The 24,919-nt window shown below is 67.4% G+C and carries 28 protein-coding genes; 12 read left to right on the top strand and 16 right to left on the bottom strand.

All coding sequences use genetic code 11. The features are described from left to right. Positions 1 to 123 precede the first annotated feature (123 nt). Genes upp through AC3QLZ_RS01015 form a run of 3 tightly spaced genes read left to right on the top strand, consistent with a single transcriptional unit; the run spans position 124 to position 3,192 of the window. The gene (gene upp, locus AC3QLZ_RS01025; protein WP_014237388.1) at positions 124 to 750 is read left to right on the top strand and encodes a uracil phosphoribosyltransferase; all 627 of its coding nucleotides are present in this window, start codon (positions 124 to 126) and stop codon (positions 748 to 750) included. A 10-nt stretch (positions 751 to 760) separates the two neighbouring features. Next, the gene (locus AC3QLZ_RS01020; RefSeq protein ID WP_014237387.1) at positions 761 to 2,002 is read left to right on the top strand and encodes a uracil-xanthine permease family protein; all 1,242 of its coding nucleotides are present in this window, start codon (positions 761 to 763) and stop codon (positions 2,000 to 2,002) included. A 38-nt stretch (positions 2,003 to 2,040) separates the two neighbouring features. Continuing rightward, positions 2,041 to 3,192 carry an META domain-containing protein gene (locus AC3QLZ_RS01015; protein ID WP_014237386.1) on the top strand — a complete coding sequence of 384 codons (1,152 nt, stop codon included), beginning with the start codon at positions 2,041 to 2,043 and terminating at the stop codon, positions 3,190 to 3,192. Between the two features lie 97 nt (positions 3,193 to 3,289). Here the strand turns inward: AC3QLZ_RS01015 and AC3QLZ_RS01010 are convergent, their stop codons facing one another. Then, positions 3,290 to 4,138 (bottom strand): 3-hydroxybutyryl-CoA dehydrogenase, encoded by an 849-nt coding sequence (locus AC3QLZ_RS01010; RefSeq protein WP_014237385.1) that lies wholly within the window; start codon positions 4,136 to 4,138, stop codon positions 3,290 to 3,292. Between the two features lie 131 nt (positions 4,139 to 4,269). Between AC3QLZ_RS01010 and AC3QLZ_RS01005 the strand changes: the two genes are divergently transcribed. The 5 genes from AC3QLZ_RS01005 to AC3QLZ_RS00985 all read left to right on the top strand — a co-directional run bounded on the left by AC3QLZ_RS01005 (position 4,270) and on the right by AC3QLZ_RS00985 (position 7,745). Further along, the gene (locus AC3QLZ_RS01005; RefSeq protein WP_014237384.1) at positions 4,270 to 5,397 is read left to right on the top strand and encodes an NAD(P)/FAD-dependent oxidoreductase; all 1,128 of its coding nucleotides are present in this window, start codon (positions 4,270 to 4,272) and stop codon (positions 5,395 to 5,397) included. Positions 5,398 to 5,454: 57 nt separating this feature from the next. Further along, complete coding sequence (locus tag AC3QLZ_RS01000; protein ID WP_014237383.1) at positions 5,455 to 6,312, top strand: UDP-2,3-diacylglucosamine diphosphatase; 858 nt, start codon at positions 5,455 to 5,457, stop codon at positions 6,310 to 6,312. Between the two features lie 76 nt (positions 6,313 to 6,388). Beyond that, positions 6,389 to 6,859: a putative toxin-antitoxin system toxin component, PIN family gene (locus AC3QLZ_RS00995; RefSeq protein WP_014237382.1), complete on the top strand. Its 471-nt coding sequence runs from the start codon at positions 6,389 to 6,391 to the stop codon at positions 6,857 to 6,859. A gap of 90 nt (positions 6,860 to 6,949) precedes the next feature. After that, positions 6,950 to 7,189, top strand: coding sequence for a hypothetical protein (locus AC3QLZ_RS00990; RefSeq protein WP_014237381.1), 240 nt, complete (start codon positions 6,950 to 6,952; stop codon positions 7,187 to 7,189). A 151-nt stretch (positions 7,190 to 7,340) separates the two neighbouring features. Continuing rightward, positions 7,341 to 7,745 (top strand): YchJ family protein, encoded by a 405-nt coding sequence (locus AC3QLZ_RS00985; protein WP_014237380.1) that lies wholly within the window; start codon positions 7,341 to 7,343, stop codon positions 7,743 to 7,745. A 70-nt stretch (positions 7,746 to 7,815) separates the two neighbouring features. Here the strand turns inward: AC3QLZ_RS00985 and AC3QLZ_RS00980 are convergent, their stop codons facing one another. The 3 genes from AC3QLZ_RS00980 to yaaA are packed head-to-tail and all read right to left on the bottom strand — an operon-like array spanning position 7,816 to position 9,492. Beyond that, positions 7,816 to 8,184 carry a hypothetical protein gene (locus AC3QLZ_RS00980; protein ID WP_014237379.1) on the bottom strand — a complete coding sequence of 123 codons (369 nt, stop codon included), beginning with the start codon at positions 8,182 to 8,184 and terminating at the stop codon, positions 7,816 to 7,818. 54 nt (positions 8,185 to 8,238) lie between these two features. Further along, the gene (locus AC3QLZ_RS00975) at positions 8,239 to 8,712 is read right to left on the bottom strand and encodes an AtaL-like protein (protein ID WP_014237378.1); all 474 of its coding nucleotides are present in this window, start codon (positions 8,710 to 8,712) and stop codon (positions 8,239 to 8,241) included. Positions 8,713 to 8,715: 3 nt separating this feature from the next. Then, entirely contained in the window at positions 8,716 to 9,492 is a 777-nt protein-coding gene (yaaA, locus tag AC3QLZ_RS00970; RefSeq protein WP_014237377.1) for a peroxide stress protein YaaA, read from the bottom strand. 45 nt (positions 9,493 to 9,537) lie between these two features. Between yaaA and AC3QLZ_RS00965 the strand changes: the two genes are divergently transcribed. Together AC3QLZ_RS00965 and AC3QLZ_RS00960 are read left to right on the top strand one after the other, a co-directional pair. Further along, entirely contained in the window at positions 9,538 to 11,613 is a 2,076-nt protein-coding gene (locus AC3QLZ_RS00965) for a site-specific recombinase (protein WP_014237376.1), read from the top strand. 52 nt (positions 11,614 to 11,665) lie between these two features. Next, entirely contained in the window at positions 11,666 to 12,844 is a 1,179-nt protein-coding gene (locus AC3QLZ_RS00960; protein ID WP_014237375.1) for a DUF2863 family protein, read from the top strand. Between the two features lie 152 nt (positions 12,845 to 12,996). Here the strand turns inward: AC3QLZ_RS00960 and AC3QLZ_RS00955 are convergent, their stop codons facing one another. The 10 genes from AC3QLZ_RS00955 to mnmH form a co-directional block, all read right to left on the bottom strand. After that, complete coding sequence (locus AC3QLZ_RS00955; protein ID WP_014237374.1) at positions 12,997 to 13,956, bottom strand: bifunctional helix-turn-helix transcriptional regulator/GNAT family N-acetyltransferase; 960 nt, start codon at positions 13,954 to 13,956, stop codon at positions 12,997 to 12,999. 173 nt (positions 13,957 to 14,129) lie between these two features. Then, positions 14,130 to 14,468 carry a cell division protein FtsB gene (ftsB, locus tag AC3QLZ_RS00950; protein ID WP_014237373.1) on the bottom strand — a complete coding sequence of 113 codons (339 nt, stop codon included), beginning with the start codon at positions 14,466 to 14,468 and terminating at the stop codon, positions 14,130 to 14,132. A 79-nt stretch (positions 14,469 to 14,547) separates the two neighbouring features. After that, on the bottom strand, positions 14,548 to 15,831 hold the full coding sequence (eno, locus tag AC3QLZ_RS00945; protein WP_014237372.1) for a phosphopyruvate hydratase: 1,284 nt from the start codon (positions 15,829 to 15,831) through the stop codon (positions 14,548 to 14,550). Between the two features lie 39 nt (positions 15,832 to 15,870). Further along, positions 15,871 to 16,161 carry a DUF1330 domain-containing protein gene (locus AC3QLZ_RS00940; RefSeq protein ID WP_014237371.1) on the bottom strand — a complete coding sequence of 97 codons (291 nt, stop codon included), beginning with the start codon at positions 16,159 to 16,161 and terminating at the stop codon, positions 15,871 to 15,873. Positions 16,162 to 16,171: 10 nt separating this feature from the next. After that, positions 16,172 to 16,465, bottom strand: coding sequence for a Dabb family protein (locus AC3QLZ_RS00935; protein ID WP_014237370.1), 294 nt, complete (start codon positions 16,463 to 16,465; stop codon positions 16,172 to 16,174). Then, positions 16,465 to 17,304, bottom strand: coding sequence for a 3-deoxy-8-phosphooctulonate synthase (gene kdsA, locus AC3QLZ_RS00930; protein ID WP_014237369.1), 840 nt, complete (start codon positions 17,302 to 17,304; stop codon positions 16,465 to 16,467). Before kdsA ends, AC3QLZ_RS00935 begins: the two co-directional genes overlap by 1 nt. After that, positions 17,301 to 18,941, bottom strand: a complete 1,641-nt coding sequence (gene pyrG / locus AC3QLZ_RS00925) for a CTP synthase (protein WP_014237368.1) — start codon at positions 18,939 to 18,941, stop codon at positions 17,301 to 17,303. The genes kdsA and pyrG overlap by 4 nt, the downstream gene beginning before the upstream one ends. Positions 18,942 to 19,085: 144 nt before the next feature. Next, positions 19,086 to 19,868, bottom strand: coding sequence for a 3-hydroxybutyrate dehydrogenase (locus AC3QLZ_RS00920; RefSeq protein WP_492783295.1), 783 nt, complete (start codon positions 19,866 to 19,868; stop codon positions 19,086 to 19,088). A gap of 207 nt (positions 19,869 to 20,075) precedes the next feature. Then, positions 20,076 to 20,618, bottom strand: a complete 543-nt coding sequence (locus tag AC3QLZ_RS00915) for a hydrolase (protein ID WP_014237366.1) — start codon at positions 20,616 to 20,618, stop codon at positions 20,076 to 20,078. Positions 20,619 to 20,658: 40 nt separating this feature from the next. Beyond that, positions 20,659 to 21,714 carry a tRNA 2-selenouridine(34) synthase MnmH gene (gene mnmH, locus AC3QLZ_RS00910; RefSeq protein ID WP_043798118.1) on the bottom strand — a complete coding sequence of 352 codons (1,056 nt, stop codon included), beginning with the start codon at positions 21,712 to 21,714 and terminating at the stop codon, positions 20,659 to 20,661. A gap of 70 nt (positions 21,715 to 21,784) precedes the next feature. Between mnmH and selD the strand changes: the two genes are divergently transcribed. Then, a complete protein-coding gene (selD, locus tag AC3QLZ_RS00905; RefSeq protein WP_014237364.1) occupies positions 21,785 to 22,831 on the top strand; it encodes a selenide, water dikinase SelD in 1,047 nt (348 codons plus the stop codon). Here the strand turns inward: selD and AC3QLZ_RS00900 are convergent. Then, a complete protein-coding gene (locus AC3QLZ_RS00900; RefSeq protein ID WP_014237363.1) occupies positions 22,818 to 23,441 on the bottom strand; it encodes an arylesterase in 624 nt (207 codons plus the stop codon). The two genes, selD and AC3QLZ_RS00900, sit on opposite strands and share 14 nt — an antisense overlap. Here AC3QLZ_RS00900 and AC3QLZ_RS00895 point away from each other — a divergent pair. Continuing rightward, on the top strand, positions 23,440 to 24,117 hold the full coding sequence (locus tag AC3QLZ_RS00895; protein ID WP_043798114.1) for an ABC transporter ATP-binding protein: 678 nt from the start codon (positions 23,440 to 23,442) through the stop codon (positions 24,115 to 24,117). The two genes, AC3QLZ_RS00900 and AC3QLZ_RS00895, sit on opposite strands and share 2 nt — an antisense overlap. A gap of 31 nt (positions 24,118 to 24,148) precedes the next feature. Here the strand turns inward: AC3QLZ_RS00895 and AC3QLZ_RS00890 are convergent, their stop codons facing one another. Further along, entirely contained in the window at positions 24,149 to 24,733 is a 585-nt protein-coding gene (locus AC3QLZ_RS00890) for a TetR/AcrR family transcriptional regulator (RefSeq protein ID WP_014237361.1), read from the bottom strand. Positions 24,734 to 24,919 lie beyond the last annotated feature (186 nt).

Raw genomic sequence — 24,919 nt, 5'->3', positions numbered from 1 at the left:
GTATTCTACCCAAGGCGCAGCCGCCCGGCGCAGGAAATGTCCGGAATCTCCGCGGCGCCACGCGCCAGGGACACGCCAATGGATTATCCTTGCGCGGTTTGCCCCCGTTTTTACGAGATCACCATGGCCGTCATCGAAGTCCAGCATCCCCTGGTCCAGCACAAAATCGGTCTCATGCGCGCCGCCGACATGAGCACCAAGAAATTCCGCGAACTCACCGCCGAACTGGCCCGCCTCCTCACCTACGAAACCTGTCGCGACTTCGAAGTGGAAAGCGTCACCATCGACGGCTGGGCCGGACCGGTGGAAGTGCAGCGCCTGAAGGGCAAGAAGGTCACCGTGGTGCCCATCCTGCGGGCCGGCCTGGGCATGCTGGACGGGGTCCTGGACCTCATTCCCAGCGCCAAGGTGAGCGTGGTGGGCATCGCCCGCAATGAGGAAACCCTCATGCCGGAACCTTATTTCGAGCGCTTCGTCGGCTCCCTGGACGAGCGTCTGGCCCTCATCATCGACCCCATGCTGGCCACCGGCGGCTCCCTCATCGCCACCATCGACATGTTGAAGCGCAAGGGCTGCGCCCACGTCCGCGCCATCTGCCTGGTGGCGGCGCCGGAAGGCATCGCCAAGCTGCAGGCCGCCCACCCCGACGTGGACGTCTATGTGGCGGCCATCGACAGCCACCTCAACGAGCACGGTTACATCATCCCGGGCCTGGGAGATGCGGGCGACAAGATTTTCGGTACCAAGTAAGGCGGCGACCATGACCCAGAAACCCGATCCGACCTGGCGTACCGCCCTTTCCGGCGCCCAGATTCTCTTCGTCGCCTTCGGCGCCACCGTGCTGGTGCCCCTGCTCACCGGCCTCAACCCCAGCCTGGCCCTGCTCGGCGCCGGCGTCGGCACCCTCATCTTCCAGATCTGCACCAAGCGCCAGGTGCCCATCTACCTGGGTTCCTCCTTCGCCTTCATCGCCCCGGTGATCTATTCGGTGCAGACCTGGGGCATGCCCGCCACCCTGGGCGCCCTGGCCTCCGCCTCCTTCTTCTACTACGTCGCCGCCGCCCTGGTGAAGTGGCGCGGCGTCGGCCTCATCCACCGCCTGCTGCCGCCGGTGGTGATCGGTCCCGTGGTCATGGTGATCGGCCTGGGCCTGGCCCAGGTGGCGGTGAACATGGCTACCGGCAAGGCCGGCGAGCAGCAGGTGGTGCCCTACGACACGGCCCTGGCGGTAGCCGCCATCGCCCTGGTGGCCACCATGCTCACCGCCATCCGCGCCAGGGGCCTGCTCAAGCTGGTGCCCATCCTGGTGGGCGTGGCCGTGGGCTATGTGGCCGCCTTCTTCTTCGGCATCGTCGATTTCACCAAGGTACATGAGGCCGCCTGGCTGGCCGTGCCCCAGTTCGGCAGCCCCGAGTTCAACCTGGCCGCCATCCTCTTCATGATTCCCGTGGCCATCGCCCCCATCGTCGAGCACGTCGGCGGCATCCTGGCGGTGGGCTCGGTGGTGGGCAAGGACTACACCCAATCCCCCGGCCTGCATCGCACCCTGCTGGGGGACGGCCTGGCGGTCAATGTGGTGGGCCTCTTCGGCGGCCCTCCGGTGACCACCTACGGCGAGGTCACGGGCGCCGTCATGCTGACCCGCAACTACAACCCGGTGATCATGACCTGGGCCGCCGGCTTTGCCATCCTCATGGCCTTCGTCGGCAAGTTCGGCGCCCTGCTGCAGACCATTCCCATGCCGGTCATGGGCGGCATCATGGTGCTGCTGTTCGGCTCCATCGCCGGCATCGGCCTGAAGACCCTGATGGATGCCCGCACCGACCTGATGAATCCGCGCAACCTGTGCATCGTCTCCGTCACCCTGGTCACCGGCATCGGCGGCCTGAGCGTCACCATCGGCAGTTTCAGCCTGCAGGGCATCAGCCTGTGCGGCGTGCTGGCGGTGCTGCTCAACCTGATCCTGCCCCAGGCGCCGGAAGGCACCGATCCGGCCATCTGATCCCTTACAACCGTCCTGCCATCCGCACAAGGAAAGCCATGGGTCATCCGTCAAAACCTGCCGTCCCGACCTCCTGCCGCCCCTTTCAGCCTCTGCGCCTCGTCCTCCTGGGGCTGGGCCTGGGTTGGGGCCTCGCCGCCCAGGCGGCGCCGCCGGCCCTGCCCGCCACCTACATCGGGGAAATGCCCTGCGCCAATTGTGTCGGCGTGGATTGGCAGCTGGACCTGGAGGCGGACCACAGCTTCCAGCTGAGCCAGGCCTACCGGGGCAAGGGCGTCACCGCCGCGGTGCGCCGCAACGGCCGCTGGAGCCTGGATGCCAAGGGCGACGTCCTGACCCTGGAAGCCCCCGGTAGCGACAGCACCCGCCTTTCCGTGCAAAACCCGGAACGCCTGCGTCTGCTTGACGGCGAGAGCCGCTCCATCGCCAGCCGTCACAACTACGAACTGGTGCGCTTGCCCCAGGCCCTGCCGGCCCGGGTCTCGGGCACCCTCACCGGCCTCTACAGCCGCCAGGGCAAGGAAGGCAGCATCCGCCTCTGCGCTCCGGGCTCGCCCCAGTTCCCCGTCGCCGCCGAAGCGGCCTACGGGGTCCTGGAGTCGGCGGCCGGCAAGCTCGGCCGGGAGGTGGGAGAAGCCCAGCTGGTGCGCTTCGCCGGCCACCTGGCAAGCCGTCGCGACGGCCAGGTCAAGGTGGTGGTGGACCGCTTCTACGGCGTCTGGCCCCAGGCCGGCTGCCCCGGCAGCGACGCCGTGGCAGCAGCCCGGCCGGCCGCCTCCCCGGCGACGGCCAAGGCAGGTGCCGGCGGCACCGCCAGCCCGGCGGCAGCATCGGCGCCCCTGCCCCTGGTCGGCACCACCTGGCGCCTGGTTCAGCTGGACGGCAAGCCCCTCAGCCGCCACCGGGGCAACCTGGCGCCCCACCTGCTGCTCCAGGCCGACGGCCGGGTCAGCGGCGCCGGCGGCTGCAACAGGATTCTCGGCAGCTACGAACTGAAGGGCCAGCGCATCGGCTTTTCCCAGATGGGCGGCACCCTGATGGCCTGCATGCACCACATGGACGAGGAGCAGGCCTTCCTCAACGCCCTGGGCTGGGCGCAAAGCTGGCAGATCAGCGACCGCCACCTGCTGCTGCGGGACGGCGACGGCAAGGCCATTGCCGTGTTCCAGGCCGGCAGCGTCGGCAAGTAAAAGCGGCAGGCAAAAGAAAAGGCGGCGGGGAGTCGAACTCCCCGCCGCCTTTTTTACGACCGCAGCCCGGCTGCGCTCAGGCCATGGCGACCGCGGCTCAGTAGGTGTAGAAGCCCTTGCCGGTCTTGCGGCCCAGGTAACCGGCTTCCACCATTTCCACCAGCAGGGGGGCGGGGCGGTACTTGGGGTCCTTGGTGCCTTCGAACAGCACCTGCATCACGGCCAGTTCCACATCCAGGCCGATCATGTCGCACAGGGCCAGGGGGCCGATGGGGTGGTTGCAGCCCAGCTTCATGGCGTCGTCGATGGCGGCCGCATCGGCCAGGCCTTCGCCCAGGGCGAAGATGGCTTCGTTGATCATGGGGCAGAGCAGGCGGTTCACCACGAAGCCCGGGCTGTTCTTCACTTCCACCGGAGTCTTGCCGACGGCCTTGGACAGGGTTTCCACGGCGGCGTAGGTGGCATCGGAGGTCTGCAGACCGCGGATCACTTCCACCAGGGCCATCATGGGCACCGGGTTGAAGAAGTGCATGCCGATGACCTGGGCGGGACGCTTGGTGGTGGCGGCCAGCTTGGTGATGGAGATGGAGGAGGTGTTGGAAGCGATGATGGCTTCCGGCTTGGCCAGCTCATCCAGCTGCTTGAAGATCTTGGTCTTCAGCTCGAAGTTCTCGGTGGCGGCCTCGATGATCAGGTCCACGCTCTTCAGGGCAGCCACGTCGATGGCGGTCTGGATCTTGGCCAGGGCGGCGGCCTTCTGCTCGGCCGTCATCTTTTCCTTCTTGATCAGGCGGTCCAGGCTGCCGGAGATGGTGGCCACGCCCTTCTGCACGGCGGCCTCGGAAATGTCGGTCAGGATGACGTCAAAGCCGGAGACGGCGAATGCCTGGGCGATGCCGTTGCCCATGGTGCCGGCGCCGACGATACCGATAGTCTTCAGTTCCATGTATTTCCCTCTGAATGCGTTGTGGGTAATTTCCATACTGTGACGTATGGCGAGCCGCTACTCTACCGCAGTGCACCGCAGCAATCCAGCCCTCGGCTAGAATCCGCCGATCCAGTGACAGGAAGCGGGCGATGACGGAACGGACGGGAGCAGTGGTGATCGGCGCCGGGGTGGTGGGCCTGGCCTGCGCCCGGGAACTGGCGCGGCGCGGCATCGACACGGTGATGGTGGAAAAGAACGCCGCTTTCGGCCAGGAGACCAGCGCCCGCAACAGCGAAGTCATCCACGCCGGCCTCTACTACCCGAGCGGCTCCCATAAGGCGGCCCTGTGCCTGCGGGGGCGGGAACTGCTCTACGCTTTCTGCCGCACCCACCAGGTGGCCCACCGGGCCTGCGGCAAGCTCATCGTCGCCACCTCGGCGGCCCAGGAAGCCGGCCTCGACGCCCTGCAGCGCCAGGGCGAGGCCAATGGTGTGACGGACCTGCGCCGTCTCGACGCCGCCCAGGCCCGGGTCCTGGAACCGGCCCTGCGCTGCAGCGCCGCCCTGCTCTCCCCCGCCACCGGCATCGTGGACAGCCACGGCTTCATGCTGGCCCTGCTGGGCGAAGCCGAAAGCGCCGGCGCCGTCCTGGCCCTGCGCAGCCCCTTTCGGGGAGCCCGGCGCCACGGCGGCCTCTGGCGGATCAGCATCGGCGGCGAAGCGCCCCTGGAACTGGACACGGCCATCCTAATCAACGCCGCCGGCCTGCACGCCACCCAGGTGGCGGCCGGCATCGAAGGGCTGGCCCCGACGGCCATCCCCCCGGCCCATTACGCCAAGGGCAACTACTACTCCCTGGCCGGCCGCGCCCCCTTTTCCCGCCTGGTCTATCCCCTGCCCGAGCCCGGCGGCCTGGGCGTGCACCTGACCCTGGACCTGGGCGGCCAGGCCCGCTTCGGCCCGGATGTGGAATGGCTGGCGACCCGGGACCCGCAAGCCCTGGACTACCGGGTCGATCCCCGCCGTGCCGATGCCTTCTACGCCGAAGTACGGCGCTACTGGCCGCAGCTGGCCGACAACGCCCTGCAGCCGGCCTACAGCGGCGTGCGCCCGAAAATCAGCGGCCCCGGTGCGACGGCGGCGGACTTCTGCCTGCAGGGGCCGGAGCAGCACGGGCTGGCCGGCCTGATCAACCTGTTCGGCATCGAATCCCCGGGCCTCACCGCCTCCCTGGCCATCGCCGAAGCCGTCGCCGCCCAACTGCCCGGGCTTCACTGAAACGCCGCCGAAACGTCACAAGACCGTCATTTTCGGCCGGCACACTTGCGTCCAACCATGCCGCAAGTACGAGCCATCTTCATCTCCGACATCCACCTGGGCACCCGGGCGTGCCAGGCGGACCGCCTCCTCGATTTCCTGCGCGAACACCCCTCCGAATACCTGTACATGGTGGGCGACATCATCGACTTCTGGTCCATGAGCCGCGGCGTGTACTGGACCACGGCCCAGAACACGGTGGTGCAGAAGGTACTGCGCCGGGCCCGCCACGGCGACAAGGTGGTGCTGATCCCCGGCAACCACGACGAGGCCCTGCGGGAACACGACGGCACCGACTTCGGCGGCATCCAGGTACGCAATGAGCACATCCACACCACCGCCGCCGGCCAGCGCTTCCTGCTCATCCACGGCGACGAGTTCGACCAGGTGACCCGCTACCACCGCTGGGTCGCCGTCCTCGGCGACATGGCCTACAACACCCTGGTGCGCATCAACACCAGCCTCTCCTGGGTCCGGCGCCGGCTTGGCATGAGCGGCTACTGGTCCCTCGCCGGTTACGCCAAGCGCAAGGTCAAGACCGCCATCAACTTCATCTTCGACTTCGAGGACTCGGTGATCCGGGCGGTGCGGGAGCGGGGCCTGGACGGCGTCATCTGCGGCCACATCCACTGGGCCGCCCTGCGCCCCATGGACGGCGTCACCTACATCAACTGCGGCGACTGGGTGGATTCCTGCACCGCCATCGTCGAACACCTGGACGGCAGCCTGGAGCTGGTGGAATGGGGCAATGCCCGTCCCGCCCAGGCCCGCCAGCCGCTGCTCGACGGCTTGGAGGGCAAGCCGGAAGGCGCGCCGATAGTCGATCTCCCGGACCTGCCCCTGCCCGTGCCCGGCCTCACCCGCTCCGGCGAATAGGCAGGCTGGGACGGCCGTCGCCGGCGCCCCTCCGGTAGAATGTCGCCCTCCGCCGCTCTGGACCTGCCCCGCCGCCATGCCCGCCACCGATTCCCCGTCCGTGCCCCAACGCTGGGTGCTGGACACCAACGTGGTCCTCGACCTCTACATGTTCGAGGAACCCTCGGTGCAGCCCCTGGCCCGGGAACTGGCCGCCGGCCGGGCCGTGGCCCTGGCCAACGGCGCCACCCTGGACGAACTGGCCCGGGTGCTGGCCTATCCCCAGTTCAAGGTGGAGCCGGCGCGGCAGGCCGCCATTTACGCCGCCTACGCCGCCCTGGCCCAGCGCCAGCCGGACGACGTGACAGCGCCGCCCCTGCCCAAGTGCCGGGACCGGGACGACCAGAAGTTCATCGAACTGGCGGTTACCGCCGGCGCCCACTGGCTGCTCTCCAAGGACAAGCTGGTGCTCAAGCTGGCCCGCCGCCGCAGCGCCCTGGGCCAGTTGCAGATACTCACCCCCCAGGCCGCCCTGGCGCGCCTGGCGGCCCCGCCGGAAGCCGCCTAGGGACTGGCCTGCCGCCCGCCGGCGAAAATTCTCCTGGCCGCCGTCGCAAATAGGCCTATGATTTAAGTGTTATCTCGCAGGAGTCATCCCATGGTTCAGGCAGTCAGCAGTCAAAGCAGCTCCCTCCAGACCCAGCAGTTGCAGCAGACCCAGCAAACGGCCGAGACCCGCCAGGTCGAGCGCAAGGAGCAGGAAAGCAAGGCCGAGGATCGCCGGGAGCCGGTGGAAGAATCCACCAAGGTCAGCCTGGGGCAGCAAGGCCCGTCCGGCAGCGTCGCTCCCAGCCGGTCGCCGACCCAGATGTACGCCTCCGTCGCCGGCATGATGTAAGGCTTTGCGCCGCCGCCAGCGCTGCCGCCCATGGGCGGCAGTGTTGTTTCTGCCTTTTGCAGTTGGCACCATCAACCTTGCGCCTGACGCGGCAGCACTTGCCCTGCCGCTTTTTCATTCCGCCCACTCCGCCTTTCCCCGCCTGCTCCCCATGTCCAAGCCCGCTCCCGTTCGCACCTGTCCCTGCGGCTCCGGCCAGCCCTACGCCCGCTGTTGCGGCGTCTATCACGGCGGCCAGCCGGCAGGGACGCCGGAAGCCCTGATGCGCTCCCGCTACAGCGCCTACGCCCTGGGCCTGAGCGATTACCTGGTGGCCACCTGGGCGGCGGAAACCTGCCCGCCGGACCTGGACGCCCACACCCCGCCCCAGCCCAAGTGGCTGGAGCTGACGGTGCATGAGGCCAGCCAGGAAGGGGACCAGGACGGCTGCTGGGGCCGGGTCCGCTTCACCGCCCGGGGCAAGGACAACGGCCGTGCCTTCCGCATGGGCGAAACGAGCCGCTTCCAGCGCCGGGACGGCCGCTGGTTCTACGTGGATGGGGAAGTGACGCTCTAGGGCGGAATAAAAAGGCCCGGGAAACTGCCCCGGGCCTGGTGCGATTTCGTTGCCGTGGGAGGCTGCCGCCTCAGTAGCAAACCACCAGCTTGCCGTTGGGGCTGCGACAGTAGGTGACGCCATCGGGACCGATGACGGAAGTGCCCTTGCCGTCCTTGTGGGGCTGGTAGTAGCGGTAGCTGGGGCTGCGCGGCGCCGTGCGGGCGCCGGGAACCGTGGGCAACGGCTGTACCCCGGTGGTGGGAATGCCGGGCGTGGCGTTGCCCTGCTCGATCACCGTGCCCATCGGCGGCGCCTTCTTGTAGGGGTAGAGGGTCTGGCCGTCCCCCAGTTCGATGGATTGCTCCTTGGGCATCTGGTAGATCTGGGTGCTGTTCTGGGCCTGGGCGGCCGTGGCCAGCAGCCCCAGGACCAGGGCGGTGCAGATGCGTGTGTTCATGGCGCGCCTCCGTCGAAATAGGCTTGCGGGATGGATGAAGTTCATGCCTTCAGTCTAGTGGGTGGCGCGGGCCATGGCCAGTTCCCGAATCACCGCCAGGGTGTCCAGGTCTGCCGCATGGTAGGCCGCCCGGATGTAATCCACGTAGGCGACGGCCTCCGGGTCGTCCCCCGGCTCGGCGAAGGAAGTCTCGTAGGTGAAGCGCAGGAAGAGGCGCCCCGCCTCCGGCTCCTCGATGCGGATGGTGAGGCTGCCGCCGGCATGCTGGGCCGTGCGCCGGGTCTCGAAGCAGACCCACTCGGCCTCCACATAGCTGGCCCGGTCCCGCACCTCGGCGGCGCCGAAGACCAGCAGGCGCTCCACCGCCCCCGCTTCCCGGGAGAGGATGCGGCACTCCACCATGCCGGGCAGGAAGGGCACCGAATCCTCCACCCGGGCCATGAGGCCGGCCCACAGGTGCTCCCGTTCCAGGGTGAAGGCCAAGGGATTGTCCGGATCGTTCACTTCCACCAGATGTTCGAAACGCATGCCTTAAGCCTCCACCCGGCGCCGGAAAATATAGGTGTCCGCGTCGGAAATCTCGGGGACGAAGGCGTAGCCGTCCACATTGAAACCCTGCAGCCCTTCCGGCTGGGTCAGGCCGTGGCTGGCGGCATAGCGCACCATGAGGCCCCGCGCCCGCTTGGCGTAGAAGCTGATGATCTTGTAGCGGCCGCCCTTCCAGTCCTCGAAGACGCAATTGACGACGCGGGCCTTGAGGGCCTTGGGCCTGACCGCCTTGAAGTATTCCTCGGAAGCCAGGTTCACCAGCACTGCCGGCCCCGACTGGGGCATGGCGGCATTGAGGGCCTGGGTGATGTCCTCGCCCCAGAAGGCATAGAGGTCCTTGCCCGCGATGTTGCTCAGCTTGGTGCCCATTTCCAGGCGGTAGGGCTGGATCAGGTCCAGGGGCCGCAGCAGGCCGTAGAGGCCGGAGAGAATGCGCAGGTGCTGTTGACACCAGGCCAGGCCAGCGGGCGGCAGGGAGGCGGCATCCAGGCCCTCATAGACGTCGCCGTTGAAGGCCAGCAGGGCCTGCTTGGCATTGGTCGGGGTGAAGGGCGGCGCCCATTCGGCGTAGCGGGTGACGTTGAGCACGGCCAGGGCGTCGGAGATGTCCATCAGCCGGGACAGCTCCGCCGGCGACAGTTCCCGCAGGCGCTGCACGAGGACGGCGGAACGCTCCAGGAAGTCGGGCTGGGTATATTCCGCCGTCACCGGCGGAGTGTCGAAATCCAGGCTCTTGGCCGGGGAGATGACGAAAATCATGGCAAAATCTTCTACCGGAAAGTCAAAAGGACGAATTAGAACATTATGACACGCTCCCTTTCCCCCCAGCCCCTGGAAACCCTGCTGCAGCGCCTCTGCGACCTGGCCGCCAACCCCGACGGCGACCTCCTGTCCCCCCTCATCGAACTGGTGGACGCCCTGCGTCCCGCCGACAGCGACGACACGGCGGCCGCCACCCAGGCCCTGCACGCCCTCTGCTACCTGCTGCAGACCCGCCCCGAGCTGCGGGACGGCCTGCGCCTGGCCCTGCTGCGCCTCTTCGCCGAGAAAAAACAGGTTTCCCTCTATGTGGATGCCGGCGTCTTTCCCAACACCGGCTTCTTTTCCGAGACCGCCCGCCGCCTCTCCCGCACCCTGCTGCCCGACGTGGTGGCGCCCGAATACCTGAAAGACGTGCTCGGCCTGCTGTTCCCCGAGCCGGACGACGAGGTGTGGGTGGACGGCATCGCCGACGCCGAATGGCTGGCCCTGTTCACCCTGCTCGACCTGGGCCGCAGCAGCGTTCGCGGCGCCCCCATGGCGCCGGCCCTGGCCCAGCTGCTGGAAGGCCTGCTGGTCATTTCCTACCGCATCAGCGCCATCGGCCTGGAACCGGAACTGCTGCGGGTGGAACCAAGCATCGAGAACTTCGAGTCCCCCTTCCTGGCCCAGAACGCCGAGATGCTGCGCTTCCTCAAGCAGTTCGAACAGTGGTGGCGGGAGCCGGAATTTGCGGCGGAGGACGACCGCCAGCTGCTGGTGCTGTTCGACCAGTGCCGCGGCATCGGCGACCGCATCCGCAACCGGGCCGCCCGGGAAGGCACCAGCCTCTCCCTCACCTTCCACCTGCAGCGGCTGCGCCAGCACCTGGAGCGGGCCGAGGCCCTCCTCGCCGTCCTGCGCCAGTTGCGCCAGGAACGCTGCCTGCAGGATGCCCTGCCGGCCCTGGTGACCCTGTTCAAGCAGCTGGTGCGGGCCGAGTGCCGCAAGAACGACCTGGGCACCTACTGGCGCCAGAACATGGAACTGCTGGCCCGCCGCGTCACCGAGAATGCGGGCCGCACCGGCGAGCACTACATCACCGAGAGCCGCAGCGAATACTTCGCCCTCCTGCGCTCGGCCCTGCTCGGCGGCTTCGTCATCGCCTTCATGGCCCTCATCAAGCTGGAACTGGCCAAGCTGCACCTGCCGCCCCTGACCGAAGCCCTGGCCTTCTGCCTCAACTACGGCCTGGGTTTCGTCCTCATCCACATCCTCCATGGCACCGTCGCCACCAAGCAGCCGGCCATGACCGCCAACGCCATCGCCGCCAGCATCGACGAAGCCACCGGCCCCGGCGGCAACGCCACACCGCGCAACCTGGACAACCTGGCCGGCCTGGTGGCCCGCACCTGCCGCAGCCAGATCGCCGCCATCATCGGCAACGTGGGCCTGGCCATTCCCATGGCCATGCTCATCGCCTTCGTCCTCGGCAGCATGGGCGGCACGCCCTTCATCGGACCGGAAAAGGCCCACCACCTGCTGGCCGACGTGCATCCCTGGCACAGCGGCGCCATCCTCTACGCCGGCGTGGCCGGGGTCTGCCTGTTCCTCGCCGGCCTCATCGCCGGCTATTACGACAACCTGGCCGCCTACAACCGCATCCCCCAGCGCCTGCTGCAGCTGGAATGGCCCCAGCGCCTGTTCGGCGAAGCCCGCATGCGACGGGTCGCCGCCTACGTGGAAAACAACCTGGGCGCCCTGGCCGGCAATTTCTTCTTCGGCTTCCTCCTCGGCGGCATGACCGCCATCGGCGTGCTCTTCGGCCTGCCGGTGGACATCCGCCACATCGCCTTCTCCTCCGCCTACCTGGGCTACGCCGCCGTCGCCCTGGACTTCGCCGCACCCTGGCAGGAACTGGCCCTGGCAGGCCTGGGAGTGGCCCTGGTGGGCACGGCCAATCTCGGCGTCAGCTTTGCCCTGGCGCTGTATGTGGCCCTCAAGGCGCGCCAGGTCTCCTTCGCCCAGGGGCGTCGCCTGATCGCCAGTCTGTTCGCCCGTTTCCGGCAGGCCCCCCGGGAATTCCTCATGCCGCCTCGTCCCCAGGACACAGAAGAATCCCGGGACCAGCCCGCGGGTTGATAGAATTACGGCTTCGCCCGCTTTGTTCCGGCACCTCGAGCAGTTCATCACCATGAAACGACCCCGCTTCGGCTCCCGCTCCCGCGTCTCCCGCGATGTTTCCCAACTCTCCTGGCTAGCCACCGGCCTCGCCGAATCCGGCGGCAAGCTGGAGGATGCCTTCTGGGAAGCGCGCCTGGCGGCCCTGGTGGAGCAGCTGCTGGCCGACGGCAACGAGGAGGAACTGACCGCAGCCCTGGACCGCCTCTACGAGGCCAACGCCCAGGCCCACGACGAGTTGGCGGACATGGTGGAATCCCGGGCCGAGTCGTGCCTCGTCAGCCACCAGGGCCAGGACTATGACGTGCTGCTGGTGGCGGCGCCGGTGCTGGCCTGGTCCCGCTTCGGCATTCCCACCGCCAACATCCCCGCCGGCACCCTGGCCGCCCTCAAGGCCCAGCTGTGCGGTCACGTCCTGGCGGCCGAGGCCCGCGTCGCCGTGGTGGACTTCCTCTTCAGCCCGGACCAACTGCCCCGCAGCTACAGCGACACCTACCGCCTCACCAACGAGCTGGGCCGCTGCGCCCTGGCCGGCCAGGACATGGCCCTGGACACCCGGGAAATGCCGGAAACCAACCGTTTCCTCTCCGACACCCGCTACCTTCTGGCCGCCATCGCCGTGCCCCGCCACAGCCCCCTCTTCTACTGGCACGAGGTGGAAGGCAACCGGGAAGTGGCACGCCAGCAGTGGCGCCAGCAGGGCGGCGCCGCCCTGGAGCCCCTGCTCACCGGCTGCGCCTACGAGGCCCTGCTGCCCGACGCCTACCATGCCGCCTGCCGCCAGGCGGACAAGGATTCCCGGCCCTATTCCCTGCGCGCCTCCGTCGCCTTCCTGCAGACCGTCATGGGCGTCGAGCCGGCCTCCCTGCGGGTGGCCATCGGCCCCTTCCACGACCAGCGCCTGGAGGAATACCGCCTCGGCTTCTCCCTCCAGTCCCAGGCGGACAAGGTCATCCACGGCGTCGTCTGGGCCCTCATCGGCACCGAGGACGAAAACAGCGAATCCGTGGCGGAAATGGAAACCGTGCTGCGGGAATGCGGCGTCACCGACATCGTGGTGCACGACCACCGTTTCCCCTTCGAATTCTGCGACGACTGCGGCGCCCCCCTCTATCCCAACGGCGAGGGCGAGTTGATGCACACGGAAATTCCGGAAGAACAGGCGGAACAGCCGCCGCGCCTGCTGCACTGAGCCCCCCGGCAAGACCTCCGGATAGCTGAACGGCTGCCCCCTTCCAAACGGGGGCAGAGGCGCTCCTCAGCCCGCTCCTCAGCCCGCTTCTCAACCCCGCTTCTCAACCCCGCTTCTCAACCCATTTCGCCAGCCGACGGCGCTCCTGGGACTTACCCCGCGACGCCCGGGCGGACGAACAGCTGCTCCGTCACCGTCTCGCCCCACTGCCGGCCCTGGCGCTCCTCCCCCAGCACGAAGCCCCTGGCCTCGTAGAGATGGCGGGCCGCCTCGAGGCCGGCAAAGGTCCACAGCCGGGTCTCGGCAAAGCCGTAGCCGTCGCAATGGGCCAGCGCCGCCTGCAGCAGACGCTGGCCGACACCGCCGCCGCGCACCGCCCCGTCGACGATGAACCAGCGTAGATGGGCGAGGCCGGGCCCCAGATCCTCGCCGTCGATGGCCACCGAGCCGACGATACGCTCCCCCTGCAAGGCGACCCACAGGCCGTTGCCCGGGCGCTGCAGCCGCCCGCAGAACTCCGCCAGGCCGGTCGCCACCTGGCTTTCGAAATACTGGCCGAAACCGGCGTGGCGGGCGTAGAAAAGCCCGTGCATCTCGGTCACCCGGCCGATCACCCCAACCCGATAGCCCGGACAGATCCGCACCGGGGAAATGACCGCTCCGGCGGCGCCGCTGCGCGCCTGGGCAAGGGCCCGGGCATAGGCTTCGAGCCCGGCGTGGACCAGTCCGCGGGCCTCCGGCGCCATGTGCTGCAGCGCCTCCTCCACCTGCCGCCGGCCATAGGCCTCCACCGCCGCCAGGGTGCGGCGGCCCCGGCCCGTCAAAGACAGATTCTTGATGCGGCCATCGTGATCGCTCACCGTCTCCGTCAGTTCGCCGGCATCCACCAGCTTGCGCAGCATGCGGCTGACGCTGGACTTGTCCAGGCCGAGACAGGCGGCAATGGCCGCGGCACTCATGCTGCCGTGCTTGCCCAGTTCGATGAGGGCATGCACGGCGGAGGCCGGGTAGTCGGTGGCAGCCAGGGTCGCCTGCATGAATCCCAGTTCCCGCACCATCTGGCGCGAGGCGGCGCGGATGCCATCCACCAGGGCCTGTTCCGGATCTGCCATGTCGCCTCCCGACGGGCTGAAATATGGTTGCACTATACAACCATTGCGACGCCAAGCCCATTGCTGCCGGAGAGGACGGCAATGGCCGGGCTGCCGCCGACCGACTGCAGCAGCCCCACCGAGCAAAGAAAAAAGGCAGCCGGATGGCTGCCTTTCCTTGTGCTGCACCACGACTAGCGGGAGGCCCGGGCCTTCTTCGCCGGCGGCACTTCCGGTGCCGGCTCGGCGGGCCGTTCCGGCGCCTTCTCCGGCAACTGCACGAAGACCTCGTCGCCCTTGATCATGCCCAGTTCGAAACGGGCCCGTTCCTCGATGGCGTCGTAACCCTGCTTCAAATCCCGCACTTCCGCATCGAGGCCGCCGTTGCGCACTTCCAGCTTGCGGTTGGCGTCCTTCTGCTGCTGCAGTTGCCGGTCCACGTCCCAGACTTTCAGCCAGCCGCCCTTGCCCAGCCACAGGGGATACTGGAGCAGGGTGATGAGGGCGATGAGTCCGATGGTGAGCCAGCGCATGGAATGGGGTGATTGGTGAGATCGGGCGATAGTCGGATGCGAAAAGGGCCGGGATTGGAACTTCCCGGCCCTGTCGGCCTTACTTCAGGTTATAGAAGGTTTCGCGGCCGGGGTAGGAGGCGGTATCGCCCAGGTCCTCTTCGATGCGCAGCAGCTGGTTGTACTTGGCGATGCGGTCGGAGCGGGACAGGGAGCCGGTCTTGATCTGGCCGGCGTTGAGGCCCACGGCGATGTCGGCGATGGTGCTGTCTTCGGTCTCACCGGAGCGGTGGGAGATGACGGCGGTGTAGCCGGCGCGCTTGGCCATTTCCACGGCGGCGAAGGTTTCGGACAGGGTACCGATCTGGTTGATCTTGATCAGGATGGAATTGGCGATGCCCTTGTCGATGCCTTCCTTGAGGATCTTGGTGTTGGTGACGAAGAGGTCGTCGCCGACGATCTGCACCTTCTGGCCCAGACGCTCGGTCAGCAGCTTCCAGCCGTCCCAGTCGCCTTCGGCCATGCCGTCCTCGATGGAAACGATGGGGAACTGGTCGGCCAGGTTGGCCAGGTAGTCCACGAACTGGGCGGAGGTCAGCTGCAGACCTTCACCGGCCAGGTGGTACTTGCCGTCCTTGTAGAACTCGGAAGCGGCGCAGTCCAGGGCGATCAGCACATCCTGGCCCGGGGTGTAGCCGGCGTTCTCGATGGCCTGCATGCACAGCTGGATGGCTTCGGCGTGGCTGCCCAGGTTGGGAGCGAAACCGCCTTCGTCGCCCACGGCGGTGGAGAAGCCCTTCTTGTCCAGCAGCTTCTTCAGGGCGTGGAAGATTTCGGCGCCGCAGCGCAGGGCTTCGCGGAAGGTGGAAGCGCCCACGGGCATGACCATGAATTCCTGGATGTCCAGGCTGTTGTTGGCGTGGGCACCGCCGTTGATGATGTTCATCATCGGCACCGGCATCTGCATCGGGCCCATGCCGCCGAAGTAGCGGTACAGGGGCAGGCCGGCTTCTTCAGCAGCAGCCTTGGCCACGGCCATGGAGACGGCCAGCATGGCGTTGGCGCCAAGGCGGGACTTGTTTTCGGTGCCGTCCAGGTCGATCAGGGTCTTGTCGATGAAGGCCTGTTCCTGGGCGTCCAGGCCGATGATGGCCTCGGAGATTTCGGTGTTCACGTTCTCGACGGCCTTGAGCACGCCCTTGCCCAGATAGCGGCCGGCTTCGCCGTCGCGCAGTTCGATGGCTTCCCGGGAACCGGTGGAGGCGCCGGACGGCACGGCGGCACGGCCCATGACGCCGGATTCCAGCAGCACATCGACTTCAACGGTGGGATTGCCGCGGGAATCCAGGATTTCGCGGGCGACGACATCAACGACAGAGCTCATGTTTCTCCCTTTGCTCTTAAAAGTTGCAAACTAAAAACTTCAAACACCCTGGACGACGAGCATGTTCATGTCCGCCGCCTCTTTTCTTGCTGCACGAGCCGCCCGGTATTCCGGGGAATCGTAGAATTTCTTGGCCTGCTCCACGCTCTCGAACTCCACCACCACCAGCCGCGGCGGCTTGCTCCAGCCCCCTTCCAGCACCTCGCTGGCGCCGCCCCGCACCAGGTAGCGGCCGCCGTACTGGGCGATGGCGGTCTGGGCCAGCTGCTTGTAGGTCTCGTAGGCCACCGGATCGGTGACGCTGGCTTCGGCGAGGAGGTAAGCGGCCATGGCGGAAATCTCAGAGCTTCACGTCGGAGAAGAGCAGCATGCCGATCTCGTCCCAGCGCCGCACGATGTCGGCGTGAACCTCGTTGTCGTAGTAGCGCTGCAGCGCCCCTTCCGTCTCGAACTCGGCATAGACGGCGTAATCCCAGGCCTGGGGGTCCAGGGTCACGTTGGGGCCGTGCTTCCAGGTGACGATGCCCGGCACCGCCTTGGGCAACTGGTCCAGCTCGCCCAGCAGGGCCACCACCCGGGGATCGTTGGTGGCGATGCCGGGCTTGGTCTTGAACAGGACGACGTGGGCGATCATCAGAGGCTCAGCTCTTCCAGGGGGCCGGACTTGACCAGACGGTCGATGCCCACCAGCACCCGGAGCAGGGATTCCATGCGGTCCAGGGGCCAGGCGTTGGGGCCGTCGGACATGGCGCAGGCCGGGTTTGGATGGGTTTCCATGAACAGGCCGGCCACGCCGCTGGCCACGGCGGCCCGGGCCAGCACCGGCACGAACTCGCGCTGGCCGCCGGAAGCGGTGCCCTGCCCGCCGGGCAGCTGCACGCTATGGGTGGCGTCGAACACCACCGGGCAGGCGGTGTCGCGCATGATGGCCAGGGAGCGCATGTCCGAGACCAGGTTGTTGTAGCCGAAGGAGGCGCCGCGCTCGCAGACCATGATGGTATCGGCGCCGCCGTTGGCTTCCCGGGCCTTGTCCACCACGTTCTTCATGTCGCCGGGGGCCAGGAACTGGCCCTTCTTGATATTCACCGGCTTGCCGGAAGCGGCCACGGCGTGGATGAAATCGGTCTGGCGGCAGAGGAAGGCCGGGGTCTGTAGCACGTCCACCACGGCGGCCACGGCGGGTACCTCGGCTTCGGTGTGCACATCGGTGAGCACCGGCACGCCGATCTGGCGGCGCACGTTCTCCAGGATCTTCAGGCCGGCATCCATGCCCAGGCCGCGGAAGCTCTTGCCGGAGCTGCGGTTGGCCTTGTCGTAGGACGCCTTGAAGATGTAGGGGATGCCCAGGCGGCCGCAGACTTCCTTCATCTGGCCGGCCACGTCCACGCACAGCTGCTCGGACTCGGCGACGCAGGGGCCGGCGATGAGGAAAATCGGCTGGTCGAGGCCAACCTCGAAGTCGCACAGTTTCATTTGGCGGTCGCCTGTTGCTGCTTCAGGGCAGCCTGGACGAAGGAGGTGAACAGGGGATGGCCGTTGCGCGGGGTGGAAGTGAATTCCGGATGGAACTGGCAACCGACGAACCAGGGATGCACGTCGGCGGGCAGTTCCACCATTTCGCACAGGTCGGTGCCGGGGGCGCGGCCGGCGACGACCAGGCCCTTGGCTTCCAGCTGGGCCAGCAGGGTGTTGTTCACTTCGTAGCGGTGGCGGTGGCGTTCGACGATCTCGGGGGCGCCGTAGATCTGGCGGGCCCGGGTGCCGTCGGCCAGCTGGCACAGCTGGCCGCCCAGGCGCATGGTGCCGCCCAGGTCGGAATTTTCGTCGCGCTTTTCCACCTTGCCGGAGGCATCCTGCCATTCGGTGATCAGGCCGATCACCGGGAAGGGGCTGTTCTGCTCGAATTCGGTGGAGTGGGCACCGGCCATGCCGGCCACGTCCCGGGCGAACTCCACCACGGCCAGCTGCATGCCCAGGCAGATGCCCAGGTAGGGCACCTTGTTTTCACGGGCGTAGCGGATGGCGGCGATCTTGCCTTCGGTGCCGCGCTTGCCGAAGCCGCCGGGCACCAGAATGGCATCCATGCCCTTCAGGGCGCCGCAGCCGTTCTTCTCGATGTCCTCGGAATCCAGGTAGTGGATGTTGACCTTGGAACGGGTGTGGATGCCGGCGTGCTTCAGGGCCTCGATGAGGGACTTGTAGGACTCGGTAAGGTCCACGTACTTGCCGACGAAGGCGATTTCCACGCTGTGCTGGGGGTGCTCCAGGGCGTCCACCAGGCCGTTCCACACGGAGAGGTCGGCGGCCTTGGCCAGGATGTCCAGCTTGTGGCAGACGATCTCGTCCAGCATCTGGTCGTGCAGCATGGCCGGGATCTTGTAGATGGAATCGGCGTCCAGCACCTCGATCACGGCTTCCCGCTGGACGTTGCAGAACAGGGCGATCTTGCCCTTTTCGTCTTCCGGGATTTCCCGGTCGGCGCGGCACAGCAGCACGTCGGGCTGGATGCCGATTTCCCGCAGTTCCTTGACGGAATGCTGGGTCGGCTTGGTCTTCAGCTCGCCGGCGGTGGGAATGTAGGGCAGCAGGGTCAGGTGCAGGAAACAGGTGTTGTTGCGGCCTTCCTCGAAGCCCATCTGGCGGATGGCTTCCAGGAACGGCAGGGACTCGATGTCACCCACGGTGCCGCCCACCTCGACGATGGCCACGTCGGCCCCTTCGGCGCCACGCTTGATGTGGGCCTTGATCTCGTCGGTGATGTGGGGGATGACCTGCACGGTCTTGCCCAGGTACTCGCCGCGGCGCTCTTTCTTGAGCACCGTGTCGTAGATCTGGCCGGTGGTGAAGTTGTTGCGCTTGCCCATCTTGGCGCTGGTGAAGCGCTCGTAGTGGCCCAGGTCCAGGTCGGTCTCGGCGCCGTCTTCGGTGACGAACACCTCGCCGTGCTGGAAGGGGCTCATGGTGCCCGGGTCGACGTTGATGTAGGGATCAAGCTTGAGGTGGGTGACGGTGATTCCGCGGGATTCGAGAATCGCACCCAGAGAGGCAGCGGCAATTCCCTTACCCAGGGAAGAAACCACGCCGCCAGTGACGAAGACGTATTTGGTCATGACGATATAGCTGCGGGAAAGCCGAATTGTAGCCGATAACCCGGCCGCCTTCCAAACCTGCCGGCAACGGGCGGCCAACACCGGCGAACGCACCACCAACGCCGGAAAATCGGGGCCGGGCGCCCTGCCCTGCCCCGGCGTGCCTCAGCGGGCGGTCCAGGCCCCGTCCATGGGCAGGGCGGCGCCGGTCATGCCGGCGCCGGCGGGGGAACAGAGGAACAGCACGAACTCGGCCAGGTCGTCGGCCTCAAGGAAGCGCTTGTTGGGCTGGGCCGCCAGGATCACGTCGCGGATCACCTGATCCTCCGGCAGGTTGTGCACCTTGGCCTGGGCCGCCACCTGCTTTTCCACCAGGGGCGTGCGCACATAGCCGGGGCACACCGCGTTGCAGGTGATGCCGGTCTCCGCCACCTCCAGGGCCACCGCCTTGGAAAAGCCCACCACCGCGTGCTTGCTGGCGGTGTAGGGCGCCTTGAAGGGCGAGGCCACCAGGCCGTGGGCCGAGGCGATATTGACGATGCGGCCCCAGTTACGCGCCTTCATGCCCGGCAGCACGGCCTTGGTGGCATGGAAGACGGAGGACAGGTTGATGGCGATGAGCTGGTCCCACTTCTCTTCGGGGAATTCATCCACCGCCGCCACGTGCTGGATGCCGGCGTTGTTCACCAGGATGTCCACGACTCCCAGCTGCTTCTCGGCGGCGGCCGCCAGGGCCCGCACCGAGGCCGCATCGGCCAGGTCGGCCGAGGTGTAGGCCACCTTGACACCGAACTCGGCGGCCATGGCCGCCCGCAGACCTTCCGCCTCGGCCGCCGGACGGGAATCGTTGAGCATCACCGCGGCGCCGTTACGGGCCAGGGCCCGGGCCACGGCCAGGCCGATGCCGGAGGTGGAACCGGTGACGAGAGCGATTTTTCCGCTGAGCATGGACATCTCCTGTGGGGATGGAATCGGAATGAAGGATAAGGGATGAAAGCCGGAGCCGGCATGCCCCGGCCACCACCAGAGCGGGAAGCGCACCGGGTAACGATCTTGAAGGCACCTACCTGGAACATGGCGCCCTTGCTGCCTTGCCGGGAAGGCCGCCCGGAGAACACCGCCGGACGCGCCTGCCGGCCCTGCCCTTGGTGGAGGCTAGCGGATGAAGTCCCGGCTCACCGCCCGGAACAGGTCGGTGCCGGCCCGGTGCAGCCATTCGAAAGCCACCATCTCCCGGGAGACGATGACGCAGCCGGCCTGGCGCAGGCGCTCCAGGGCCAGGGCCTTGTCCTCGGGCCGGCGGGAGCCGACCGCCTCGGCCACCACGAACACTTCCTTGCCCCGGCCCAGCAGGTCCAGGGCCGTCTGCAGCACGCAGACATGGGTTTCGGTGCCGGTGATGACCACCTGGCGGCGGGCCAGGGCGGGCAGCTCGTCGAGGCAGCCGTCGGCCACGGCGGAAAAATGGATTTTCTCCACCACCTCCTCCGGCGCCAGCATTTCCGCCAGGGCCGGCACCGTGGCGCCCAGGCCCCGGGGATACTGGACCGTGGCCAGCACCGGCACCTCCAGGCGGCGGGCCACCTGGGTCAGCCACAGATTGTGGGCGATCACGGCCTCGCCCTCGTGGATCGCCGGAGCAAGGCGCTCCTGGATGTCGATGATCAGCAACAGGGACTGGTCGGCCTTGATCAGCATGGCACCTCCGGAAAGTCCAGGGGACGGGCCTGCCAGACTATCACGCGCCGGCGGCGGCGAGCATGCTGGCGGCCAGGGCCTCGATGCCGGCGTCGCTCAGGTCGTCGCTGACGAAAGGATCGTGACGCCGGCGGCCCTGGTAGTTCTGGCCCTGGGAGCGGCGATAGTGGGGGTCGTAATGCAGGTCGAGCAGTTCCTGCACCAGCTGGGACCAGCCGCCCTCCCGGGCTAGGGCCTGCCAGCGGGCCACGGTTTCCTTGCCCTGCAGCTCCTTCAGGTTGTCCAGGCGGCGCACCAGCCATTCCGGGTCTTGCAGGAAGTAGTCGTAATCCCGCAGCAGGAATTCCACCCGGGCCGGCAGGCTGGCCGCCACCTCGAGACACTCACCGCCCCGCACCGCCTCGAGCAGGGCGTCGGGCAGATGCAGGCGGCCGATCTTGCGACTCTCGGCCTCGACGAACACCGGCCGGGAGCTGTCGAAGCCGGCCAGGGCCTGCCACAGGGCGGTCTCGAAGCCCTTCTGGGCCGGCTGGGGCTCGCCCGGCAGCACCCCCAGCACCGAGCCCTTGTGGGCCGCCAGGGTCTCCAGGTCCAGCACCTGGGCGCCCTGCCGGGCCAGGGCCTGGAGGATGCGGGTCTTGCCGCTGCCGGTGGCGCCGCAGACCACCCGGTAGGTAAAGCGTGGCGCCAGGGCGTCGATCTGCTCCATGACGTGCTGGCGGAAGGCCTTGTAGCCGCCGTCCAGTTTGTCCGCCCGCCAGCCGATCTGGCGGAAGATGATCTGCATCGCCCCGCTGCGCTGGCCGCCGCGCCAGCAATAGATGAGGGGCCGCCACTCCTTGGGCATGTCGCGGAAACGCTCCTGCAGGTGGCGGGCGATGTTGATGGAGATCAGGGCCGCCCCCACCTTCTTCGCCTCGAAGGGCGACACCTGTTTGTACAGGGTGCCCACGGTGACGCGCTCCTCGTTGGACAGCACCGGACAGTTGATGGCCCCGGGTACGTGGTCCTCGGCGAATTCGGCCGGCGTGCGGACGTCGATGATGGCATCGTAGTCACCCAGTTGGGCGACGCTGGCGAGGGCGGGATGTTTCATGTCGGGGTGGCGTTTTTCCGGAAGAGGCGCCATTCTAACGCCCCTCCCCGACCTTCCCACGGCAAACCCCATGGACGACATCAAGCTCACCTCCTTTTCCCATGGCGGCGGCTGCGGCTGCAAGATTGCCCCGGCCGTGCTCTCCCAGATCCTCGCCGCCACCCCGGCCGCCCTCATTCCGCCCCAGCTGCTGGTGGGCACCGAGTCCTCCGACGACGCGGCGGTCTACAAGCTCAACGACAGCCAGGCCCTGGTGGCCACCACCGATTTCTTCACCCCGATCGTGGACGATCCCCACGACTTCGGCCGCATCGCCGCCACCAACGCCATTTCCGACATCTACGCCATGGGCGGCACGCCGATCCTGGCCCTGGCCCTGGTGGGCATGCCCCTGGACAAGCTGCCCCTGCCGGTGATCGAGCGCATCCTCTCCGGCGGCGCCTCGGTCTGTGCCGAGGCGGGCATCCCCATCGCCGGTGGCCACTCCATCGACGTGCTGGAACCCATCTACGGCCTGGTGGCCCTGGGCCTGGTGCATCCGGACAAGGTGAAGAAGAACAGCGGCGCCAAGGCGGGCGACGTGCTGATCCTGGGCAAGCCCCTGGGCGTGGGCATCCTCTCCGCCGCCCTGAAGAAGGGCAGGCTTTCCGCCGAGGGCTATGGCCGCATGATCGCCTACACCACCCAGCTCAACCGGGTCGGCACCCGGCTGGCCGAACTGCCGGCGGTGCACGCCATGACCGACGTCACCGGCTTCGGCCTGGCCGGCCATCTGCTGGAAATCTGCCGCGGCTCCGGGCTGGCGGCCCATGTGCGCTTCGCCGCCCTGCCCCTCATCGCCGAGGCGGTGGAACACGTGCAGGCCGGCATCGCCACCGGCGCCTCCAACCGCAACTGGGCCGGCTACGGCCATGAAGTGGCCCTGGAGGCGGGGCTGGAGGAATGGCAGCAGAAGCTCGTCACCGACCCCCAGACCTCCGGCGGCCTCCTGGTGAGCTGCGCCCCGGAAGCGGCGGCGGAAGTGCTGGCAGCCTTCCGCGACGCCGGTTTCGGCGAAGCGGCCGTAATCGGCGAACTATCCCCGGGCACCCCGGGGCTTGCAGTCAGCGCCCGCTGAGCAGGGGCGCCAGGCCCGTCCACACATTGTCGAGCAGGCGCGGCTGGGCCTCGGCCAGGGGATGCAGGTTGTCCGCCTGGAACAGCTGGGGTTTGTCCGCCATGCCGTCCAGCAGGAAATCCACGTAGGCCAGCTTCTCCTGCCGGGCCAGTTCGGCGAAGCTGCGGTGGAAGTCGTCGGCATAGGCGCCGAAATTGGGCGGCAGGCGCATGCCCACCAGCAGCACCTTGATCTGTTGCCGGCGGGCCGCCTTGATCATGGCCGCCAGGTTGTCCCGCATCACCGCCAGGGGCAGGCCCCGCAGGCCGTCGTTGGCCCCCAGGGCCAGCACCAGCACCGAAGGCTGGTGCTTGCTCAAGGCGGCCTCCAGACGGGAACGGCCACCGGCAGTGGTTTCCCCGGAGATGCTGGCATTGACGACGCTATAATCGAAACGCCTTTCCTGCAGCCGGTTCTGCAGCAGGGCCGGCCAGGCCGCCTCCTGGCGGATGCCGTAGCCGGCGGAAAGGGAATCGCCGAAGACCAGGATGGTCCTGGCCATGACTTCAGGCGCCGCCAGCAGCATCAGCCAGGGCAGCAACTTCAAAACGACGAGGATTTTTTCCCGCATGTCCGAACATTCATTGGTGGAAGTGGTGGGTCTGGGCAAGACCGTCAACAACGGCGATACGCCCCTGACCATTTTGCACGATATCGAATTCAGCGTGAGTGCGGGGGAAACCGTGGCCATCGTCGGCGCCTCCGGCTCCGGCAAATCCACCCTGCTCGGCCTCCTGGCCGGCCTGGACTCGCCCAGCAGCGGCTCCGTCCGCCTCGACGGCGAGAATCTCAACGACCTCGACGAAGACGCCCGGGCCCGCCTGCGGGGCCGCATGCTGGGCTTCGTCTTCCAGTCCTTCCAGCTGCTACCCTCCCTCACTGCAGAGGAGAACGTCATGCTGCCCATGGAACTGGCCGGCATCAGGGAGGCCGCGGCCAAGGCCCGGCAATGGCTGGAACGGGTGGGCCTGAGCCAGCGCCTGCGCCACTACCCGAAGCACCTTTCCGGCGGCGAGCAGCAGCGGGTCGCCCTGGCCCGGGCCTTCGCCCTGGAGCCCAAGCTGGTGCTGGCCGATGAGCCGACCGGCAACCTGGACGGCCAGACCGGCCACCAGATCGTGGACCTGATGTTCAAGCTCAATGCGGACCAGGGCACCACTCTGGTACTGGTCACCCACGACGAGGAAATCGCCGCCCGCTGCGGCCGGCGCCTGCGCATGCAGGAAGGGAAACTGATACGGGAGTGAAAGGACCGCCAGGCAGGCGGTCCGGCAAAGCTCAGGGAGTCGGCAGGACGATGCGGTCGGCGATCCAGTCGCGCAGGGCGCCCAGGTTGTCGTCGAAATGGTCGTAGATCATCAGGCTCTGGCCGAAGACGTAGGCGTAGAGCATGAGACTGCGGCTCTTCGCCTCCTTCTCGGAGAGACCGCAGGCGACGAACAGCTTGCGCGTGCACTCCAGCCGCGACGTATCCACCTCTTCGACGATGGCCGCCGCCTGGGGATCACGCCGGGCCCAGTCGCGCACCGCCAGCTCGATGGGGATGCCCTTGCGGTTGCGCGCCAGGCTGTACACCTGGATCACGTGGTAGATCTGTTCCCGTTCCTTGCCGGGCTGGGCCGTGGTCTGCTTGATGATGTCCTTGATGCGGCCTTCCTTCCAGGTTTCCAGGACGGCCATGAGCAGGTCCTGACGGTCCTTGAAGTGCCAGTAGAAACTGCCCTTGGTCACCCCGAAATTCTTGGCCAGGACCTCCACCCGCAGGCCGTCGGTTCCCTCGTCGGCGAGGACATTGATGGCCGCTTCGATCCAGTCGCTGCGGTCAAGCTGGGTGCGGACTTTTGTTGTTTTTTCCTGTTTCATCTCAAGCCGTTGACAAGGGTTTTTCCGTACGCTACCGTATGCTGATCCATACCAGCGAGTATGGGCCTATTCTGCGGTTCGGGCCGGGGGCTGTCAAACTCCCCGGAGCAGGCCGGGAGACGCCCCACAAAGGTGGCCGACGGAGTAGGATACTCAGATAGATTCATCAGACAAATTCGCGTAGTC

The sequence above is a fragment of the Azospira sp. MPR-LB4 genome, assembly GCF_058809525.1.
The sequence above is the reverse complement of the archived record's forward strand: the minus strand, read 5'-3'. Positions and strand labels throughout refer to the sequence as shown.

What these genes read in the sequence shown, in the direction of transcription:
- AC3QLZ_RS01000 (WP_014237383.1), top strand. Translation starts at nt 5,455, where the DNA reads ATGCCGCAAGTACGAGCCATCTTCATCTCCGACATCCACCTGGGCACC.
- AC3QLZ_RS00965 (WP_014237376.1), top strand. Translation starts at nt 9,538, where the DNA reads ATGACACGCTCCCTTTCCCCCCAGCCCCTGGAAACCCTGCTGCAGCGC.
- AC3QLZ_RS00895 (WP_043798114.1), top strand. Translation starts at nt 23,440, where the DNA reads ATGTCCGAACATTCATTGGTGGAAGTGGTGGGTCTGGGCAAGACCGTC.
- AC3QLZ_RS00955 (WP_014237374.1), bottom strand. Translation starts at nt 13,956, where the DNA reads ATGGCAGATCCGGAACAGGCCCTGGTGGATGGCATCCGCGCCGCCTCG.
- AC3QLZ_RS00915 (WP_014237366.1), bottom strand. Translation starts at nt 20,618, where the DNA reads ATGCTGATCAAGGCCGACCAGTCCCTGTTGCTGATCATCGACATCCAG.
- AC3QLZ_RS00980 (WP_014237379.1), bottom strand. Translation starts at nt 8,184, where the DNA reads ATGAACACACGCATCTGCACCGCCCTGGTCCTGGGGCTGCTGGCCACG.
- ftsB (WP_014237373.1), bottom strand. Translation starts at nt 14,468, where the DNA reads ATGCGCTGGCTCACCATCGGACTCATCGCCCTCATCACCCTGCTCCAG.
- AC3QLZ_RS00995 (WP_014237382.1), top strand. Translation starts at nt 6,389, where the DNA reads ATGCCCGCCACCGATTCCCCGTCCGTGCCCCAACGCTGGGTGCTGGAC.
- selD (WP_014237364.1), top strand. Translation starts at nt 21,785, where the DNA reads ATGGACGACATCAAGCTCACCTCCTTTTCCCATGGCGGCGGCTGCGGC.
- AC3QLZ_RS00920 (WP_492783295.1), bottom strand. Translation starts at nt 19,868, where the DNA reads ATGCTCAGCGGAAAAATCGCTCTCGTCACCGGTTCCACCTCCGGCATC.
- AC3QLZ_RS01015 (WP_014237386.1), top strand. Translation starts at nt 2,041, where the DNA reads ATGGGTCATCCGTCAAAACCTGCCGTCCCGACCTCCTGCCGCCCCTTT.
- upp (WP_014237388.1), top strand. Translation starts at nt 124, where the DNA reads ATGGCCGTCATCGAAGTCCAGCATCCCCTGGTCCAGCACAAAATCGGT.
- AC3QLZ_RS00990 (WP_014237381.1), top strand. Translation starts at nt 6,950, where the DNA reads ATGGTTCAGGCAGTCAGCAGTCAAAGCAGCTCCCTCCAGACCCAGCAG.
- AC3QLZ_RS00960 (WP_014237375.1), top strand. Translation starts at nt 11,666, where the DNA reads ATGAAACGACCCCGCTTCGGCTCCCGCTCCCGCGTCTCCCGCGATGTT.
- AC3QLZ_RS00940 (WP_014237371.1), bottom strand. Translation starts at nt 16,161, where the DNA reads ATGGCCGCTTACCTCCTCGCCGAAGCCAGCGTCACCGATCCGGTGGCC.
- AC3QLZ_RS01005 (WP_014237384.1), top strand. Translation starts at nt 4,270, where the DNA reads ATGACGGAACGGACGGGAGCAGTGGTGATCGGCGCCGGGGTGGTGGGC.
- AC3QLZ_RS00935 (WP_014237370.1), bottom strand. Translation starts at nt 16,465, where the DNA reads ATGATCGCCCACGTCGTCCTGTTCAAGACCAAGCCCGGCATCGCCACC.
- AC3QLZ_RS01010 (WP_014237385.1), bottom strand. Translation starts at nt 4,138, where the DNA reads ATGGAACTGAAGACTATCGGTATCGTCGGCGCCGGCACCATGGGCAAC.
- kdsA (WP_014237369.1), bottom strand. Translation starts at nt 17,304, where the DNA reads ATGAAACTGTGCGACTTCGAGGTTGGCCTCGACCAGCCGATTTTCCTC.
- pyrG (WP_014237368.1), bottom strand. Translation starts at nt 18,941, where the DNA reads ATGACCAAATACGTCTTCGTCACTGGCGGCGTGGTTTCTTCCCTGGGT.
- eno (WP_014237372.1), bottom strand. Translation starts at nt 15,831, where the DNA reads ATGAGCTCTGTCGTTGATGTCGTCGCCCGCGAAATCCTGGATTCCCGC.
- yaaA (WP_014237377.1), bottom strand. Translation starts at nt 9,492, where the DNA reads ATGATTTTCGTCATCTCCCCGGCCAAGAGCCTGGATTTCGACACTCCG.
- AC3QLZ_RS00900 (WP_014237363.1), bottom strand. Translation starts at nt 23,441, where the DNA reads ATGCGGGAAAAAATCCTCGTCGTTTTGAAGTTGCTGCCCTGGCTGATG.
- mnmH (WP_043798118.1), bottom strand. Translation starts at nt 21,714, where the DNA reads ATGAAACATCCCGCCCTCGCCAGCGTCGCCCAACTGGGTGACTACGAT.
- AC3QLZ_RS00890 (WP_014237361.1), bottom strand. Translation starts at nt 24,733, where the DNA reads ATGAAACAGGAAAAAACAACAAAAGTCCGCACCCAGCTTGACCGCAGC.
- AC3QLZ_RS00975 (WP_014237378.1), bottom strand. Translation starts at nt 8,712, where the DNA reads ATGCGTTTCGAACATCTGGTGGAAGTGAACGATCCGGACAATCCCTTG.
- AC3QLZ_RS01020 (WP_014237387.1), top strand. Translation starts at nt 761, where the DNA reads ATGACCCAGAAACCCGATCCGACCTGGCGTACCGCCCTTTCCGGCGCC.
- AC3QLZ_RS00985 (WP_014237380.1), top strand. Translation starts at nt 7,341, where the DNA reads ATGTCCAAGCCCGCTCCCGTTCGCACCTGTCCCTGCGGCTCCGGCCAG.